Raw genomic sequence first — 14,892 nt, 5'->3', positions numbered from 1 at the left:
TCAGGCTGGTTCCTTTTTTATCGAAGGCTTGCCGCGAAATCCTGCGATCCGCTCACTGATCAACTGGAAGACAGCATAAAGAACCGGGATCATCAAAAGCCCGAGGGTGCTGTCGATGATCATCCCCACGAACACAGGAAAGCCGATCGACACCCGTCCGGCGGCTCCCGCGCCGCTTGCCAGAACCAGCGGAAGAACACCCAGAATGAAACACAGCCCCGTCATGGTCACAGGCCGGAAACGCATGTGAGCTGCCTCAATCGCGGCCTCCTGAATGCTGTGCCCTTCTTCCCGAAGGTTTTTGGCAAATTCAACCACCATGATTGCCTTCTTCGCAGCCAACCCGATCAGCAACACCATCCCGATCTGGGCGTAGATGTTGTTGTTCAAGTTCGGGATAAATTGCAGCGGGATCAATGCACCGAACACTGCAAACACGGTCGATGCCATGACAGACAGAGGCAGCACCCAGCTTTCATATTGGGCCACCAGGCAGAGATAGGCGAAAATCACCGCCAGTATCAGGATGTAGGTGACCAAACCACCGGCATCGACCTCCTGAAGCGTGATGTCCGTCCAGTCAAAACCATAGCCGTCCGGCAAGGTTGATTGAGCCACCTCTGAGAATTTCTGGATGCCAGTACCGGAACTGAAGCCCGGTTGGAGCTGGGCGTTGATCGAAGCCGAAGTGAAGAGGTTATATCGGTAGATCGTCTGGGCACCCAACACAGGTTCCGCCGTAATGAAGGTCCTCAGCGGCAACGCTTCACCGGCAGCATTCTTGACGTAAATGCCCCGGACCTGACTGGTGGTCTGCCTAAACTGCGCATCGGCCGACATCACCACCCAGTAAACGCGGCCGTCCTTGACGAAATTGTTCACATAGAGCGAGCCGAAGCTTGCCTGCAACGCGGTAAAGATGTCGCTGACCTTGACCTGCAGGGCTTCGGCCCGGTCGCGATCTATCGTCAAACTGTATTGCGGGGCCGTGGCCGAAAAGCTGCTGAAGGCCGACTGGAATTCAGGTTCCTTCATCAGCGCCGACAGGAATGCTGTCTTTACAGCGTCGAAATCCTCTATCTTGTTGGCTTTGTAATCCAACAACTGCGCGGACAAGCCGCCGCTTGAACCAACGCCCTGGATCGTCGGCAACGGGAACACAAATGATGTTGCTTCCGGGATCGCGGCCAAGGACCGGTTCAAGGACATCATGATGGCCCACCACTGGGTCTCGCGCGTCTTGCGTTGATCCCAAGGGTCCAGCAACAACACCAGAATCCCGACATTCGACCTATTCCCGGCGAGCAAACTGAAGCCGGCCACAGACGTAATAGCTCCAATGCCCGGGTGCTTTTGAACCTCTGCGCTGATGTTTTGCACCACCTCTTGGGTCCGCTGGAGCGAGGCGCCATCCGGCAGCTCAATGCTGACAAACAACACGCCATTGTCCTCCGGGGGAATGAAGCCGGTCGGCGTGGTTTCAAACATGTAGATCGTGGCAGCGATCACCCCCGCAAACACTGCCAAAGAGACCGGAATAAACCGGAGCATGAGCCTGACAACCGCCACATAACCATCCCGGAGCTTGTCAATCAGCATCGGAATAAGGCGGAAAAGACCTTTTGGATGCCCGGTCCGGCGCGACAGGAACAACGAACACAGCACCGGGCCAAGCGTCAGTGCATTGATGGCTGACAGAGCGAAGGCAAATGTGATCGTCAACGCGAACTGAAGATAGATTTCGCCCGTGATCCCGGGGAAAAAACAAACCGGGACAAACACCGCCGCCAGAACGAATGTGGTCGCGATGATCGGCCGCGTCACCTGGCTCATCGCTTTCAACGTGGCTTCGCGCGGTTCAAACCCGTCTTCTTCCATGATCCGTTCGGTGTTTTCGATGATGACGATCGCATCATCGACCACCAGCGTGATCGCAAGCACGATGGCAAAAAGCGTGATCATGTTGGCGCTGAATCCGATCACGTAGATAAGCGCCATGGTCCCAAGCAATGAGACAGGAATTGCGATCGCCGGGATCAAGGTTGCCCGGATACTAAGGAGAAAGAAAAAGGTGACCGAGATGACCAGGGCCGCCGTAATCGCCAGGGTCGATGCGATCTCTTCGATTGATTTTCGAACCGCCGTGGTTACGTCATAGGCAAGGACATATTCCATGTCCTCAGGGAACTGTTTTGAGAGCTCCTCCATTTGGGAGCGGACGGCGTCCGCAACATCCAGGGCGTTTGCTCCGCTTTCCTCAAAAATCGCAATGATCGCAGACGGTTCGCCGTTGTAGAATGATGTCGCAGCATAACTCTCAGCGCCAAGCTCCACCCGCGCAATATCCTTCAACCGGATGAAAGAACCGTCGTCCTGCGCTCCCAGGATGATTTGCTCAAACTGCTCTGCGGTCTCCAGCAGTCCTTGAGCGTCCAGTGTGAATTGAAAAGACGTCTGCGCGTCGCTGAAAGGTGGGGCTCCGATCTGACCTGCGGCGGCTTCGACATTTTGCGCCTCGATGGCCGAGGAGACATCCGACGCGGACAAGTTCAGTGCCGCCATTTTTTCAGGATCGAGCCACACCCGCATGCTGTAGTTCAACGGCCCAAACTGGTTTACGAGCCCGACACCATCAATCCGGCTGAGCGGATCTTGAATGAAATCTGCGGCATAGTTGCTCAAGTAGAGCTGACTGAACGTCTTGTTCGGTGACAGCAGATTGATCACCTGAAGCATGTCGCTGTTCTGCTTCGACGTGGAAATGCCAAGCTTTGTGACGGCTTCGGGCAGCAGAGGCGTGGCGAGCGCTACACGGTTCTGGACATTGACCGCAGCAATATCGGGATCCGTGCCGATTTCGAATGTGACGGTCAGCTGATAGGTGCCTTCACTGGATGACTGGGACGACATGTAAATCATCCCATCGACACCATTCACCTGTTCCTCGATCGGTGTTGCGACGGCATTTTGAATGAGGGCTGCATTCGCGCCCGGGAAACTCGCAGTCACCTGAATTTGCGGAGGCGCAATGTTCGGAAACTGGGCGATCGGCACAAACCGGATGGCGAGTGCGCCAACCAGGACCGTGAGGACCGCAATGACGATGGCAAAGTTGGGCCGATCGATAAAGAATCTTGCAAGCATCGGACCGCCCCGGTTCAGGATTGCGTTTCAGTCGGGCTGACTTTGACGCCCTCATGGATCTTTTGCAGTCCCTGGATGACCACCGGATCACCGGCCTGCAGGCCTTTGCTGACGACCCAATCCCGACCGATTTGATTGCCAAGGGTCACGTCCCGACGTTCAACGACGTTGTCTTTCCCAACAACAAAAACGAAGTGCCCCTTTGCATCGAGCTGAATTGCCGTCTGCGGCACGACAACCACTTCGCTTGCATTCGGATCCTCGAATGTCACGGTAACCACTTGGCCGGGCACGAGAAGTGCTTCCTTGTTATCAAACGCAGCGCGCATTTCGACCGTGTCGGTCGCTGTTTCGACTTCGTTGCTGATGTAGTCGATTTTCCCGGAAGCCGGATAGCTCGCGCCATCTGAGAGCTGCAATTTCACATCAAGTGTCGAAGAGTTTTCTGAGACGAGCCCTTCCTGACGCTTCAAGATCAAGTCCCGCTCGCTGATAAAAAACTTCACATGGATCGGGTCTATGCTGGTGATCGTCGCGAGAACGCCGGTGTTCGACGTTATGAGGTTGCCCACATCGACGGGCGAGTCGGAGATCCGGCCGTCGATCGGACTTGTGATGGTCGTGAAGCCCAGATTGATATTGGCTGTATCGAGATCCGCCTGCGCCTGTCCCACGGCGGCTTGATCAGCCTTGTAATCCGCTTCGGCTGAATCGTAGACCGCCTGCGAAACATCGCCCCGATCCAGCAGCTGTTTTTGCCGGTCTAGGTTGATTTTGCCATTCAGCGCCGTGGCTTTCGCACCGTCCAAGGTCGCCTGTGCCTTGTCAGCACTTGCCTGATAGAGATCCTTTTCGATCTGGAAGAGCACATCGCCCTTTTTCACGAGACCCCCATCAGTGAATTTCTGGCTTTCCAGAACGCCTTCGACCCGCGCCTCCACTTTGACGGTGCTTACGGCTGCGACACGGCCAACATAAACATCAGCCATTCCAGGCTTGGTGTTGGACGCCCGCTCCACCAGGACTGCCGGTGCCGGATCGTCGGCGTGAGCCGGGATTAAACCAATTGCGGAAATAAAAAAAACGAAAGCTGAGGGGAAAAACTTCATGAAGTCAGGCTCCTGCCGTTGAGCGGCTTGAACCTAGACTTGCACCCAATTGCGGACCGGTCAAATGAACGATTTTGGAAACACCGCGGAACTACTGGGCGGGCCCACCATCCATCTCAATGATCACCTTGCGAGCTGCGGTCTCAGCGTTGTCAGGAGTGCCGGGTCATTTCGAACCCGTGCAATGATCATGCCTCCCTCAAGAAGTGCCAGAGCTGACAAGGCCTCTGCCTTAATCTCTACTTCTGACCGGTTTTCGGCCCATTCGGTTCTGCTCAGGCTCACGGTCATCCACTCTGAAACACGGTCAAAAAACGACTTGGCCTCGGTGACAACGCTTTCCGGGAGACCAGCAGATTCTGCTGCCAGAATTCCGCAGAGACACATTTGCCCATCTGAACCAAGCGCGGAGACAAACAGGCCGTGAAGCTTTTTAACTATTTCAGACGCGGTCGCTGGCCCATCTTCAGGATCACCGAGCGCGTTTAAGAAACCGTCCGTATAGCGGCGCGCCACCTTCGCGCCGAGATCTTCTTTCGTCGGGAAATAATAATGGACACTTGAGCTCTTCACCCCAACGCCGGACGCCAGGTCGCGGAAACTCACACCGTTATAACCGTTCTTGCGAATGAGGCTTTCGGCGAGGTCCAAAATTTTTCCTTCTGTTTCGGCAGCATTCCGGCTCATGACACCCTCATTATCTATCAATCAGTAGATAGGCCTTGACACAAGCTTCTGCAATCCCGATATCCCGGTTATCGTAATCTACCTATCAGTAGATAGATATCATGGAGAAGCTGAAATGACAGAGACCGTAGCAATCATTCAAGGCGGAACGTCCGGTATGGGGCTTGCCACTGCGAAACGGCTGGCCGCCAGGAACGTGCCCCTTGTTCTTATCGGGCGGAACGCTGACAAACTCTCAACCGCAAAGGCAGAGATTGAGGATGCATACAAAGTCAGCGTTCAAACATGGCAAGCCGATGTGACCGATCAAAAGGACGTTGCCGACCTTGTCGAGCGCATTGCGGGTCTGCAAGCACCGATCGGATATCTGGTCAATGCAGCTGGTGCCTTCAGTCCGAAACCGTTCCTCGACCACACACCGGAGGACTACGACCTCTATCACGCGTTCAACCGCGGCACGTTTCAGATCACTCAGGCCATTGCGCGGAAAATGGTGGAGCGGGCAGCCGGATCTATCGTCAATCTCGGCTCGATGTGGGCACACCAGGCTGTGAAGGCGACGCCGTCTTCCGCCTACTCCATGGCAAAGGCCGGCTTGCACGCTCTCACACAGCATTTGGCCATGGAGCTTGGAGATTATGGGGTCCGGGTTAATGCCGTTGCCCCGTCTGTTGTCGAAACGCCGATTTATGGCGCGTTTATCCCGGAGGACCAGATCACGCAAACTCTGAAGGACGGCTTCGACGCATTCCATCCGATCGGACGGATCGGCACGGCGGACGATGTTGCCGCGACCGTAGACTTTCTGCTCTCCGATCAGGCCGGTTGGGTGACCGGAGCAGTCTGGGATGTTGACGGCGGTGTTATGGCCGGCCGGTGCTAAGCGTCAACTGAAACACAAGGGGCCGCCCAAATCGGGTGGCCCTGTTTTCAAATCGCTTCCACATAATACCAGCGGCCGGATTTTTTCCTGAACCGACTGTTTTCCCGGTGGGTGTGCAGTGTTCCGCCGGACAGATACTTCGCCTCAAAGAACACCGTCCCGTCGCGATCGGCTTCGCTTCCTTTGCCGGTCTCAAGAACGCTCAAGCCCGTCCAGTGGTTTTCCGACGCCCATCGGGCCGTCGCCGCAAAATCGAACCCTGCCTGATGTTTCGGCCAAAGTGTCTCTTGCAGATACGCAATGTTCTCTCGCACATATGCTGAGTAACGCGACCGCATCAAAGCCTCTGCGGTCTTTGGTGTTTGGCGTCCCTCCAAATAAGGACCGCAACAGGCCGAAAATGCAGCGCCAGATCCACAGGGGCAATCCGTATCCGCCATATCCAAGTTCCGTTCCAATTCACTCTTTAGATCGCAGTCTCTATCACCACCTATAACGGGACGCTATGCTGCTCCCAACTTGATCAGATCGACTGCGACGGCGGCATGAAACTTGCGACCTTTAACCTGGAATCTTTTGGCACAGACAGGATCGATGAAGATCTGCTGGCCCGGCGGATCGACGCGCTCAGGCCAAAGCTTCTAGAGCTCGAGGCTGACATCTTATGCCTTCAGGAAGTCAACGCCCAAAAAATCAAGGGCCAATCCAGCCGGCAGTTTCACGATCTGAAGCGTCTGATTGAAGGCACGCCTTATCAGGACTTTTTCATGTCCGGCAGCTTGCGCCCATCCGGCAAAGGGCCTGGCGACCGGCACAATCTTGTTGTGCTTTCGAGGTATCCGGTTCTTTCGGGAGAGAGCCTTTATCACCGCCACGCGGAGCCGCCACTTTGGCGGCCGGGAACTGCCGATCCAGGATATGACGAGCCACAGGCAACCGCTTTCGACCGGCCGGTTCAGCAGCTTCAAATCGACTTGGGCACGGGGCGCCCCTTGCACGTGTTCAACGTGCATCTGCGCGCGCCCATTGCAGCCCAAATCCGGGGCGGGAAGGATGCGGAGCACAATTGGGCCTCTGTCTCTGCCTGGGCAGAGGGGTATCATTTGTCGGTCCTGAAACAGACAGCGCAAGCACTTGAACTCAGGCTCGGGGCGGAAGCGCTCTTTGACGAAGATCCCGAGGCTCAGATCATCCTGACCGGAGATTTCAACGCGACCGGCGAAACCCGGGCGCTGCGGCTATTGCGGGCGGACCCGCACGATACCGGCGTCCCGGACCTTGGCTACCGGCAGCTTTATCAACTGGATGCAGCCCTTCCTTTGGAGCAACGGAAAACCGTACTTCACAAAGGCCGGGCCCAAACCCTGGACCATGTGCTTGCGAGCCGCTCCATGACGGACCGGGTTGCGCACATCAAGGTCTTCAACGCGGCTCTGCCGGATGAGATCCTCGAAGGTGACGATCCCGATTATGCCGGCTCCTACCACGCCGCAATGTGCGTGGACTTCGACATGTCGTAAGAGTTTCGGTTATTCGTTTGCCAATGACTGAATATACCCGGCGAGATTGGCAATCTCGATGTTGCCGAGTGTCATGTTTGGCATTTGCGGATGGGGATTGGCGAGAAAGGTCGCCAGTTTCGATGCATCCCAACTCTGATCCTTGGCCATGTCATAAAAACTCGGCAACGACACACTGGACGCCGTCGCCTGATCGTTGGAGACGAGATGGCAGGACGCACACCATTGAAGCGCCAGATCTTTTCCCGCGGCGACATCGGCAGCAACCGCCGACGACACAGGAGCGACGGCCGTTAGGCTGAAGCCCAAAACGAGCGCTCGAAAACCTCTCCGCCACATTTTGGACCGTTCAACCATTTTCGCTGTCTCCACATCTCAATCACGGTTCGCAGTCTGTCTGATCGAACCGGCCTCTTCCTTGTCCTGCATCAAATCATGCTCATGAGCCTGTCTGCAACTTTTCAGAAAACGCCATTGCCGCATCCGGCATCCTCGTCCACAGTCTAAAGTTGAAAAACCGCAAGATAATCGGAGATCTGGATGATTCACCAATGCCTGATCCGCGCGGCGACGGCGGTAAGCCTGAGCTTTGCGTTGGCCATTGGCGCGGGCGCGCCGACAGTTGCTCAAGAAACGCCGATCTATTCCGGAAAGGACCGGTTTCACCCGGTCACGGCTGCCAACGGTATGGTGGCGAGCCAGGAAGCTGTCGCCACCCGGGTGGGGGTCGGTATTCTTGAAAAAGGCGGCAACGCCGTCGATGCTGCGATCGCGACCGGTTTTGCCCTGGCGGTGACCTTGCCACGTGCTGGCAATCTTGGTGGCGGCGGCTTCATGATAATCCACAAGGCTGACACCGGCGAAACCGAAGCGCTGGATTACCGGGAAAGAGCACCGGCTGGCGCAACCCGCGACATGTTCTTGGGAGCGGACGGCGAACCGGATAACGACAAGTCCCGTTTTTCGGGATTGGCCATAGGGGTTCCTGGCACGGTGGCCGGCTTCGCGGCTGCATTTGAAAAACACGGCAGCGGAAATGTGACCTGGGAAGACCTGGTTGCACCCGCAATTGCGCTCGCAGAAGACGGCATAGCAGTGACACCGGACCTGTCGGCCTCTTTGGCCGCCCGGATCACCCGGCTGAGCAAAGACCCGGCGACCGCTGCCATTTTCTTCAAGGCCGGCCTGATCCCTTATGTGCCGGGCGAAACGCTAAAACAGACAGATCTGGCGGCAACGCTCCGGTTGATCGCCAACAAGGGCGCTGCGGGATTTTATCTGGGCGATGTTGCCGAGAAGATCGCAGCCAAGGTTCAAGAAGCTGGCGGAAGCATGACGATAGCCGACCTTGCCGACTACAAACCCGTCTGGCGGGATCCGGTGACCGGCAGCTATCGCGGATATGAGATCGCCTCCATGCCGCCCCCCTCCTCCGGCGGCGTTCACATCGTACAAATCTTGAACATGCTGGAGGCCTACCCGATGGCCGATTTCGGCCCCAACTCTGCCGATGCAATTCATGTAATGGCCGAAGCCAAACGCCGCGCTTACGCCGACCGATCTAAATATCTTGGAGACCCGGATTTTGCTAAGGTTCCGGTAAAAGGCCTGACCGATCCGGCCTATGCAGCAAGCCTCGCAGAAACCATCGACATGAAGACCGCAACCGATTCAAAGGACGTTGCTCCCGGCAACCCAATTCCCTACGAAAGCAATGAAACGACTCACTACTCCGTTGTCGACAAGGACGGCAATGCAGTCTCGAACACCTACACGCTGAACTTTTCCTACGGCGTTGGCCTCACCGCCGACGGCACCGGCGTTCTTTTGAACAACGAATTGGACGATTTCTCCGCAAAACCCGGCGCACCGAATGCCTATGGGTTGATTGGGGGAACAGCGAACGCGGTTGAGGGTGGCAAACGGCCTCTTTCGTCCATGAGCCCGACACTTGTGTTCAAGGACGGCGACCTGTTCCTCGTCACCGGCTCGCCGGGCGGCAGCCGGATCATCACGACGACATTGCAGGTCATCCTGAATGCAATCGATCACCAAATGAACATCGCCGAGGCAACGGCCGCACCGCGCGTCCACCATCAATGGTTCCCGGATGAAATTCGAATTGAGGAAGGTTTGTCCCCGGACACGATCCGTCTTTTGGAAGCGCGTGGCCACAAGGTCGAGGTCAAGAACGTGATGGGCTCGACCCAATCGATCATGAAAGTGGGCGGTCTTCTGGCCGGGGCTTCCGATCCGCGCCAGCAAGGCGCACTGACAGCGGGCCACTGATACGGGGATAAGGGAGACCGATGGCATTCCATTGGTCTCGCCTTTCAGGCCCGTGCCGGTTTAGGCGGTTCAGTTCAGCTCTGGTGGATAGCGGCGGTTGATCGTGCTGTTGCTGTCCAGATCCTTGAGGTGCTGGAAGAAACTTTCGGCGGCGACCGCAAGGAAGGAAACCAGCAGGACGCCAACATATGTCGAGTGCTCCAGCAGCTCGGCCCTGTCGCCAACGACCACATCGAAGATTGCAAACCCGAGAAAAACGGCAATCGACACAGCAATCGCTAAATCAGTCCGGTAGGCAACACCCGGCTGGTTTTTTACAAGCCGGATCCCGGCCACCAAAAACAGAGCGGCCGCAAAAAACTCGACGATGCCTGCGAATATGAGCGTCGCCGTTACGAAACCAGGATCGATGTCCAGGCGATCAAAATACATGGTGAATTTTTCGACGCGGTGATTGCCCCACCAATGGACAAAACCGATGTCTTGGCGGGCAAAAAACTTGTCGAGACCGTTCAAGAGCCAAAAGCAAAACCAGAAAGCGATCACGACGGCGGTAACGGGTTGGCGCAAAATAGCCATATCTATCTTCTGTTTTGAATGTCGGAACTATCGTCAATTCATACAGGGCGAGTCCTTGAAAACTGGTTACACTCAACGCTCAAAACCGGTCCGTAAATCCACTTATCAAAGAACGCTTAAGGCAAGCCGCACTATTTGTGAGGCTGTTTTGTGCCGCGAGAGACAAGGTCAGCAAATTTTTGATCTAGTCTGAGACGCTCTTCGGCTGTCATCTCCGGCCAGATGATCTGAGCGCCAACAAAGGCAGCGTATTCAATTTTCGCAATGCTGTTGGCAGTGGCATCATCCAACCCTTGCGCACGATACAGCGCAACAATGAACTGGGTTCGAAGATCATCGACCTCGCGTACGGTTTGCCGGGCCGTCTGGTTGAGTTGTGCAAACTGGCGCATAGCACGGTCCAAGTCATGATCGAGTTGAGCCGCCTTCAGCGCCAGCGTGCGCGCCTGGTCTTCGGGCGCACTCGCAAGTGTTTCTTCGGCAACATCAAGTGTGTTCTGTTTTTTCCAGGCATGAGCCAAAGCCGTCAGGAAAGCTTCATGATCCTTGAAGTGATGATAAAAAGAGCCTTTGGTGCGTGACGCCGTTTGGCACAGCGCTTCAAGGGTCAGGCCCCCGATGCCCTCTTTGACCAGTTGCCCAAATCCGAGCGTGATCCAGTCCTCTTTGCCAAGCCGTTTCTTCTCGCTCATAGGCTCCCGCCCAACGCGCCGAGGATGACGATCGGCAGGAACAACCACCCTTGCGGCATATCCTTGAATGTCTGGTTCTTGAAAACCGGGACGGCTAGGCCGAGCACGCAGTAGCCAAACGTCAAGATCGTCGCAACCCACCCGAGATCCGTTCCGCCGGCAAAGAGCGCTGCATAGCCGAACATCCCGGCAATGACTGCAAGTGTGATGGTGACGATATGCCAACAATAATAGGTCGTGAGCTTGGGAACGGGATGCAGCCCGGGCGCGTTCAAAAGCGGCTCGGCAATCGCCCTGCCTCCCAAGAAGGTATGGATCAGGCACACAATGGCGGCCAGTCCTCCAGCACTCGCAAAAAAAATGTTCATTTCAATCTCCAAATATACATACCATACCTTATGGTATGTTTTAATATCTGAAATAACAAGTGACGATTCCTGTGCCTTTCAAGGGAGCCCAAAGTCACAAAAAAACAGCGGAACCTGATGGTCCCGCTGGAAAAGTCACTGAAGCAGTCGCAATCGCGTCTTGGGGCGAAATATTGATAATTTCGCCATCCGCAGTTTGCACAGGTAGATTACCCGCCGGTCTATAACGCTAATATAAGGTTGTGACGCTGATTTATTTCAATCATAGGGAAAATTGTCGCAAACGGTCAGCGCAACAAAAAAGCCAGCTGCTTTTCTGCAACTGGCTTTCAGCACCATTCGGTGGAATTGGAGCGGGCGATGGGATTCGAACCCACGACCCCAACCTTGGCAAGGTTGTGCTCTACCCCTGAGCTACACCCGCATAGTGTTCCAACTCGGCGGCGGCTGCCTCGTCGTTGGTGGCGCAGTATATGAACTAAGCCGAAACAGAATGCAACACCGAAAATGCATAAATCTTTTTAGCTGTCTTTTTGTGGATTTCACAACTTCAACACCTCCAAAAACGGCAGAAAATAGCCGCTCCATAGGCAACACTCGCCTTGCGGATCAGCATCAAAACACGCTAGAGAGCTGCAAACAGTCAAATTTTTTCAGGAAAAGTCATGCCAGCCAGCCGCGACGAGCTCATGGGCTTCTTTCAGGATCTGGGGATCTCTGTCACCACTGTGGATCATGATCCGGTGTTCACGGTCGCCGAATCCGGCGACCTGCACGACCGCATTCCAGGTGGCCACACCAAGAACCTGTTCGTCAAAGACAAGAAGGGCCGGTTGTTTCTGATTACCACCCTGCACGATGCCGAGATTGATCTTAAAAAAGTGCATCAGGTGATTGGCGCTCAGGGACGGGTATCATTTGGCAACGCGGATCTTTTGATGGAAGTGCTTGGGGTTGAGCCCGGGTCTGTCACCCCGTTTTCCCTGATCAATGACCGGGAAGCGCAACGTGTCACACCCGTTTTCGATGCCGCGATGATGGCCCATGACGTCCTGAACTATCACCCGTTGAAGAATGACGCGACGACAGCGATTACTTCCAGCGATTTACTCAAGTTCGCGAAGGCGTGCGGCCATGAACCACAAGTGCTGGCAGTCAGTGCGCAGGCTCAGGCAAGCGAAGTGCAGGGTTGAGAATTGTAATCCGATTGTAGCCGCGCCATGTTAGGTGCGGTTTTTCCAGAGAGACGGCCAACGAGGCCAACCTTCACAGCGGCCGAACAGCAAGAGGCAGATTTATGAGCAACGGCGACTACAGCATTGGCGGTCAAGTCGGTGGCGGTTTCGGCGCCAGCATGGGCGGCGGATATGGCGGCCAAGGCGGCGGTTTCGGCGGCGGTGGCGGCAACGGCTCTGGCGGCGCGCCGGATGGCGACCTGATTTTCGACGTCACCACACAGACATTTATGGCTGATGTGATGGAGGCCTCCCGCCAGCAGCCGGTGCTCGTGGATTTCTGGGCGCCGTGGTGCGGCCCCTGCAAGCAGCTGACACCACTGATCGAAGACGCTGTGAAAGCGGCTGGTGGTGCTGTGAAGCTCGCCAAAATGAACATTGACGACCACCCGGAAATTGCCGGCCAAATGGGCATTCAATCCATCCCGGCCGTGATTGCCTTCAAGGACGGTCAGCCTGTCGACGGTTTTATGGGGGCTCAGCCAGAAAGCCAGATCAAGGCGTTCATCGAAAAGGTTGGTGGCCCCGCTCCAGCCAATCCTGCCGAAGCCTACCTGGAACAAGCAACCGCGTTGTTGGCTGACAAGGATTATGGGCAAGCCGCACAGCTGTTCGGGGCATTGATGCAGGCGGAACCTGATAATGTTCAGGCCGTTGCGGGATTGGCTCAATGCTATCTTGGCGCCGACGACTTGGAACGTGCCAAACAGGCACTGGAGCTCGTACCGGAAGAAAAACGCGCGGATGAAGTCTATTTGGCAGCCAAAGCTGCCGTGGACCTTGCCGAACAAGCGGCCTCTCTTGGAGATCTGGCAGGCTTTGAAGAGCGCATTGCCCAGAACCCGGACGATCATCAGGCCCGCTTTGATCTTGCCCTTGGGCTGAATTCAAAGGGTGCCAAAACAGCGGCCGTGGACCAGCTCATAGAGATCGTCCGCCGCGACCGCGAATGGAACGAAGACGGCGCCCGCAAACAATTGCTGCAGTTCTTTGAAGCCTGGGGTTTCAAGGATGAAGCAAGTGCATATGGCCGACGCAAACTGTCTGCCGTGTTGTTTTCTTGACGATAGGCCACTCGCGCCACACATACCCAGTTATGCGGTACAACCGCACAAAGCGGTTGGTCGAGAACAACAACACAAAGGCCCACTCATGCAGGCTGGTAACGCCATTTACGAGACGATTGCTGATCTTCCTCCGGTCTTGCCTGTGTTCCCCTTGTCCGGCGCGTTGCTGCTTCCCAGAACGCAGCTCCCGCTGAACATTTTTGAGCAGCGCTACATCGACATGATTGATAGCGCCTTGGCGGGCAACCGTCTCATTGGGATGGTGCAACCGTCAGGACGGCAGAACACGGAAGACCCTGATCAACCCTTGCTGGAAGGGGTTGGCTGCGCTGGCCGCTTAACCGGCTTTCAAGAAACCGGCGACGGCCGGTACCTCATCACACTCCAGGGTGTGACACGCTTCCGGGTAGCGCAGGAACTCACCGCGTTGACGCGTTTCCGGCAGGCGGAAGTCGATTTTGCCCCGTTCGCCGCGGACCTGAGATGCGGCCAGGGCGAAGACGATGTCGATCGCAATGGACTGCTGACAACCTTGCGGGCTTATCTGGACGCCAACAATCTGGAAGCGGATTGGGACAGCGTCAAAGAGGCTGAGACGGAAGTTCTTGTAAACGCGCTTTGCATGATGTGCCCCTACGGTCCTCAGGAGAAACAGGCTTTGCTGGAAGCGCAGGATCTAAAAACCCGTGCCGAAACCCTCATTGCCATTACCGAGATGGATCTTGCCCGAAACGACAATGACGGCGGCGCAACCCTTCAATAAGCCAAAACTGGCGGAAGACTTACGAATGAGCGAAACAACAGACCGGCCGATTGACCGGAAGCTTCTTGAACTACTGGTGTGCCCGGTAACAAAAGCAACATTGGAATATGACGCTGAGGCTCAAGAGCTGATTTCCCGGACGGCCAAGCTGGCATATCCGATCCGAAACGGAATTCCCATCATGCTGCCGGATGAGGCGAGAAAACTCGAAGATTGAAACTAAAAAACCCGGGCCGAAACCCGGGTTTCTTTTTGCCTTTTAGAGGCCGCGGAACATCGGCATCAAATTGTTCTGAATGATCATTTGAATGAAAATGATACCGAGCAGCAAAACCACCGGAGAAATGTCGACACCGCCCAGATCCGGCATGAACCGCCGGATGGGCCGGAGCACCGGTTCTGTTAGGTTATAAAGGACCTGTCCGATCATCCCGATGATCTGGTTTTTCGGATTGACGATGTTGAAGGCATAGAGCCAGGAAAAAATCGCGCTCGCGATAACCACATAGGTATAGAGTTGCAGCGCGATGAGAATCACTGTGAAAAGGGCTGTCAT

16 protein-coding genes and 1 tRNA gene are annotated in these 14,892 nt (G+C 55.6%); 7 read left to right on the top strand and 10 right to left on the bottom strand.

All coding sequences use genetic code 11. The annotated features are described in order from the left end of the window. The 3 genes from SADFL11_RS18430 to SADFL11_RS18420 form a co-directional block, all read right to left on the bottom strand. On the bottom strand, positions 1-3,144 hold the full coding sequence (locus tag SADFL11_RS18430; protein ID WP_008188997.1) for an efflux RND transporter permease subunit: 3,144 nt from the start codon (positions 3,142-3,144) through the stop codon (positions 1-3). Between the two features lie 14 nt (positions 3,145-3,158). Further along, positions 3,159-4,253 carry an efflux RND transporter periplasmic adaptor subunit gene (locus SADFL11_RS18425; protein WP_008197212.1) on the bottom strand — a complete coding sequence of 365 codons (1,095 nt, stop codon included), beginning with the start codon at positions 4,251-4,253 and terminating at the stop codon, positions 3,159-3,161. A gap of 123 nt (positions 4,254-4,376) precedes the next feature. Beyond that, the gene (locus tag SADFL11_RS18420) at positions 4,377-4,940 is read right to left on the bottom strand and encodes a TetR/AcrR family transcriptional regulator (RefSeq protein WP_040451155.1); all 564 of its coding nucleotides are present in this window, start codon (positions 4,938-4,940) and stop codon (positions 4,377-4,379) included. Positions 4,941-5,055: 115 nt separating this feature from the next. On the opposite strand from SADFL11_RS18420, the gene SADFL11_RS18415 reads away from it, so the two are divergent. Next, positions 5,056-5,823 carry an SDR family NAD(P)-dependent oxidoreductase gene (locus SADFL11_RS18415; RefSeq protein ID WP_008195702.1) on the top strand — a complete coding sequence of 256 codons (768 nt, stop codon included), beginning with the start codon at positions 5,056-5,058 and terminating at the stop codon, positions 5,821-5,823. 47 nt (positions 5,824-5,870) lie between these two features. Here the strand turns inward: SADFL11_RS18415 and SADFL11_RS18410 are convergent, their stop codons facing one another. After that, positions 5,871-6,263: a YchJ family protein gene (locus SADFL11_RS18410; RefSeq protein WP_040451156.1), complete on the bottom strand. Its 393-nt coding sequence runs from the start codon at positions 6,261-6,263 to the stop codon at positions 5,871-5,873. A 105-nt stretch (positions 6,264-6,368) separates the two neighbouring features. On the opposite strand from SADFL11_RS18410, the gene SADFL11_RS18405 reads away from it, so the two are divergent. Beyond that, the gene (locus tag SADFL11_RS18405) at positions 6,369-7,343 is read left to right on the top strand and encodes an endonuclease/exonuclease/phosphatase family protein (protein ID WP_008197127.1); all 975 of its coding nucleotides are present in this window, start codon (positions 6,369-6,371) and stop codon (positions 7,341-7,343) included. A gap of 9 nt (positions 7,344-7,352) precedes the next feature. Here SADFL11_RS18405 and SADFL11_RS18400 read toward each other — a convergent pair whose 3' ends face one another. Beyond that, the gene (locus SADFL11_RS18400) at positions 7,353-7,700 is read right to left on the bottom strand and encodes a c-type cytochrome (RefSeq protein WP_228198218.1); all 348 of its coding nucleotides are present in this window, start codon (positions 7,698-7,700) and stop codon (positions 7,353-7,355) included. 183 nt (positions 7,701-7,883) lie between these two features. Here SADFL11_RS18400 and ggt point away from each other — a divergent pair, with 183 nt between their 5' ends. Further along, positions 7,884-9,632: a gamma-glutamyltransferase gene (ggt, locus tag SADFL11_RS18395; protein ID WP_008192935.1), complete on the top strand. Its 1,749-nt coding sequence runs from the start codon at positions 7,884-7,886 to the stop codon at positions 9,630-9,632. A gap of 69 nt (positions 9,633-9,701) precedes the next feature. Here the strand turns inward: ggt and SADFL11_RS18390 are convergent, their stop codons facing one another. The 4 genes from SADFL11_RS18390 to SADFL11_RS18375 form a co-directional block, all read right to left on the bottom strand. Then, entirely contained in the window at positions 9,702-10,211 is a 510-nt protein-coding gene (locus SADFL11_RS18390; protein WP_008189889.1) for a hypothetical protein, read from the bottom strand. A 131-nt stretch (positions 10,212-10,342) separates the two neighbouring features. Continuing rightward, on the bottom strand, positions 10,343-10,903 hold the full coding sequence (locus tag SADFL11_RS18385) for a TetR/AcrR family transcriptional regulator (RefSeq protein ID WP_008191176.1): 561 nt from the start codon (positions 10,901-10,903) through the stop codon (positions 10,343-10,345). Next, positions 10,900-11,271 carry a hypothetical protein gene (locus tag SADFL11_RS18380; protein ID WP_040451158.1) on the bottom strand — a complete coding sequence of 124 codons (372 nt, stop codon included), beginning with the start codon at positions 11,269-11,271 and terminating at the stop codon, positions 10,900-10,902. Before SADFL11_RS18380 ends, SADFL11_RS18385 begins: the two co-directional genes overlap by 4 nt. A 349-nt stretch (positions 11,272-11,620) precedes the next feature. After that, positions 11,621-11,695 (bottom strand) — tRNA-Gly (locus tag SADFL11_RS18375). A gap of 241 nt (positions 11,696-11,936) precedes the next feature. Here SADFL11_RS18375 and SADFL11_RS18370 point away from each other — a divergent pair. The 4 genes from SADFL11_RS18370 (at position 11,937) to SADFL11_RS18355 (ending at position 14,553) form a co-directional block, all read left to right on the top strand. Further along, positions 11,937-12,464 carry a prolyl-tRNA synthetase associated domain-containing protein gene (locus tag SADFL11_RS18370; protein WP_008192597.1) on the top strand — a complete coding sequence of 176 codons (528 nt, stop codon included), beginning with the start codon at positions 11,937-11,939 and terminating at the stop codon, positions 12,462-12,464. 161 nt (positions 12,465-12,625) lie between these two features. Continuing rightward, positions 12,626-13,570 (top strand): thioredoxin, encoded by a 945-nt coding sequence (trxA, locus tag SADFL11_RS18365; protein ID WP_008189844.1) that lies wholly within the window; start codon positions 12,626-12,628, stop codon positions 13,568-13,570. An 88-nt stretch (positions 13,571-13,658) separates the two neighbouring features. Continuing rightward, positions 13,659-14,336 (top strand): LON peptidase substrate-binding domain-containing protein, encoded by a 678-nt coding sequence (locus SADFL11_RS18360; protein ID WP_008191472.1) that lies wholly within the window; start codon positions 13,659-13,661, stop codon positions 14,334-14,336. Between the two features lie 25 nt (positions 14,337-14,361). Next, positions 14,362-14,553 carry a Trm112 family protein gene (locus SADFL11_RS18355; protein ID WP_008195305.1) on the top strand — a complete coding sequence of 64 codons (192 nt, stop codon included), beginning with the start codon at positions 14,362-14,364 and terminating at the stop codon, positions 14,551-14,553. Positions 14,554-14,595: 42 nt separating this feature from the next. On the opposite strand, the gene SADFL11_RS18350 is transcribed toward SADFL11_RS18355, so the two are convergent. Next, positions 14,596-14,892, bottom strand: coding sequence for a YggT family protein (locus SADFL11_RS18350; RefSeq protein ID WP_040451160.1), 297 nt, complete (start codon positions 14,890-14,892; stop codon positions 14,596-14,598).

It is taken from the genome of Roseibium alexandrii DFL-11 (assembly GCF_000158095.2).
Classification (GTDB): domain Bacteria; phylum Pseudomonadota; class Alphaproteobacteria; order Rhizobiales; family Stappiaceae; genus Roseibium; species Roseibium alexandrii.
Note: the sequence above shows the minus strand (reverse complement) of the source record. Positions and strands in the feature narration are given on the sequence as shown.

What these genes read in the sequence shown, in the direction of transcription:
- SADFL11_RS18430 (WP_008188997.1), bottom strand. Translation starts at nt 3,144, where the DNA reads ATGCTTGCAAGATTCTTTATCGATCGGCCCAACTTTGCCATCGTCATT.
- SADFL11_RS18425 (WP_008197212.1), bottom strand. Translation starts at nt 4,253, where the DNA reads ATGAAGTTTTTCCCCTCAGCTTTCGTTTTTTTTATTTCCGCAATTGGT.
- SADFL11_RS18420 (WP_040451155.1), bottom strand. Translation starts at nt 4,940, where the DNA reads ATGAGCCGGAATGCTGCCGAAACAGAAGGAAAAATTTTGGACCTCGCC.
- SADFL11_RS18415 (WP_008195702.1), top strand. Translation starts at nt 5,056, where the DNA reads ATGACAGAGACCGTAGCAATCATTCAAGGCGGAACGTCCGGTATGGGG.
- SADFL11_RS18410 (WP_040451156.1), bottom strand. Translation starts at nt 6,263, where the DNA reads ATGGCGGATACGGATTGCCCCTGTGGATCTGGCGCTGCATTTTCGGCC.
- SADFL11_RS18405 (WP_008197127.1), top strand. Translation starts at nt 6,369, where the DNA reads ATGAAACTTGCGACCTTTAACCTGGAATCTTTTGGCACAGACAGGATC.
- SADFL11_RS18400 (WP_228198218.1), bottom strand. Translation starts at nt 7,700, where the DNA reads ATGGTTGAACGGTCCAAAATGTGGCGGAGAGGTTTTCGAGCGCTCGTT.
- ggt (WP_008192935.1), top strand. Translation starts at nt 7,884, where the DNA reads ATGATTCACCAATGCCTGATCCGCGCGGCGACGGCGGTAAGCCTGAGC.
- SADFL11_RS18390 (WP_008189889.1), bottom strand. Translation starts at nt 10,211, where the DNA reads ATGGCTATTTTGCGCCAACCCGTTACCGCCGTCGTGATCGCTTTCTGG.
- SADFL11_RS18385 (WP_008191176.1), bottom strand. Translation starts at nt 10,903, where the DNA reads ATGAGCGAGAAGAAACGGCTTGGCAAAGAGGACTGGATCACGCTCGGA.
- SADFL11_RS18380 (WP_040451158.1), bottom strand. Translation starts at nt 11,271, where the DNA reads ATGAACATTTTTTTTGCGAGTGCTGGAGGACTGGCCGCCATTGTGTGC.
- SADFL11_RS18370 (WP_008192597.1), top strand. Translation starts at nt 11,937, where the DNA reads ATGCCAGCCAGCCGCGACGAGCTCATGGGCTTCTTTCAGGATCTGGGG.
- trxA (WP_008189844.1), top strand. Translation starts at nt 12,626, where the DNA reads ATGGGCGGCGGATATGGCGGCCAAGGCGGCGGTTTCGGCGGCGGTGGC.
- SADFL11_RS18360 (WP_008191472.1), top strand. Translation starts at nt 13,659, where the DNA reads ATGCAGGCTGGTAACGCCATTTACGAGACGATTGCTGATCTTCCTCCG.
- SADFL11_RS18355 (WP_008195305.1), top strand. Translation starts at nt 14,362, where the DNA reads ATGAGCGAAACAACAGACCGGCCGATTGACCGGAAGCTTCTTGAACTA.
- SADFL11_RS18350 (WP_040451160.1), bottom strand. Translation starts at nt 14,892, where the DNA reads ATGACAGCCCTTTTCACAGTGATTCTCATCGCGCTGCAACTCTATACC.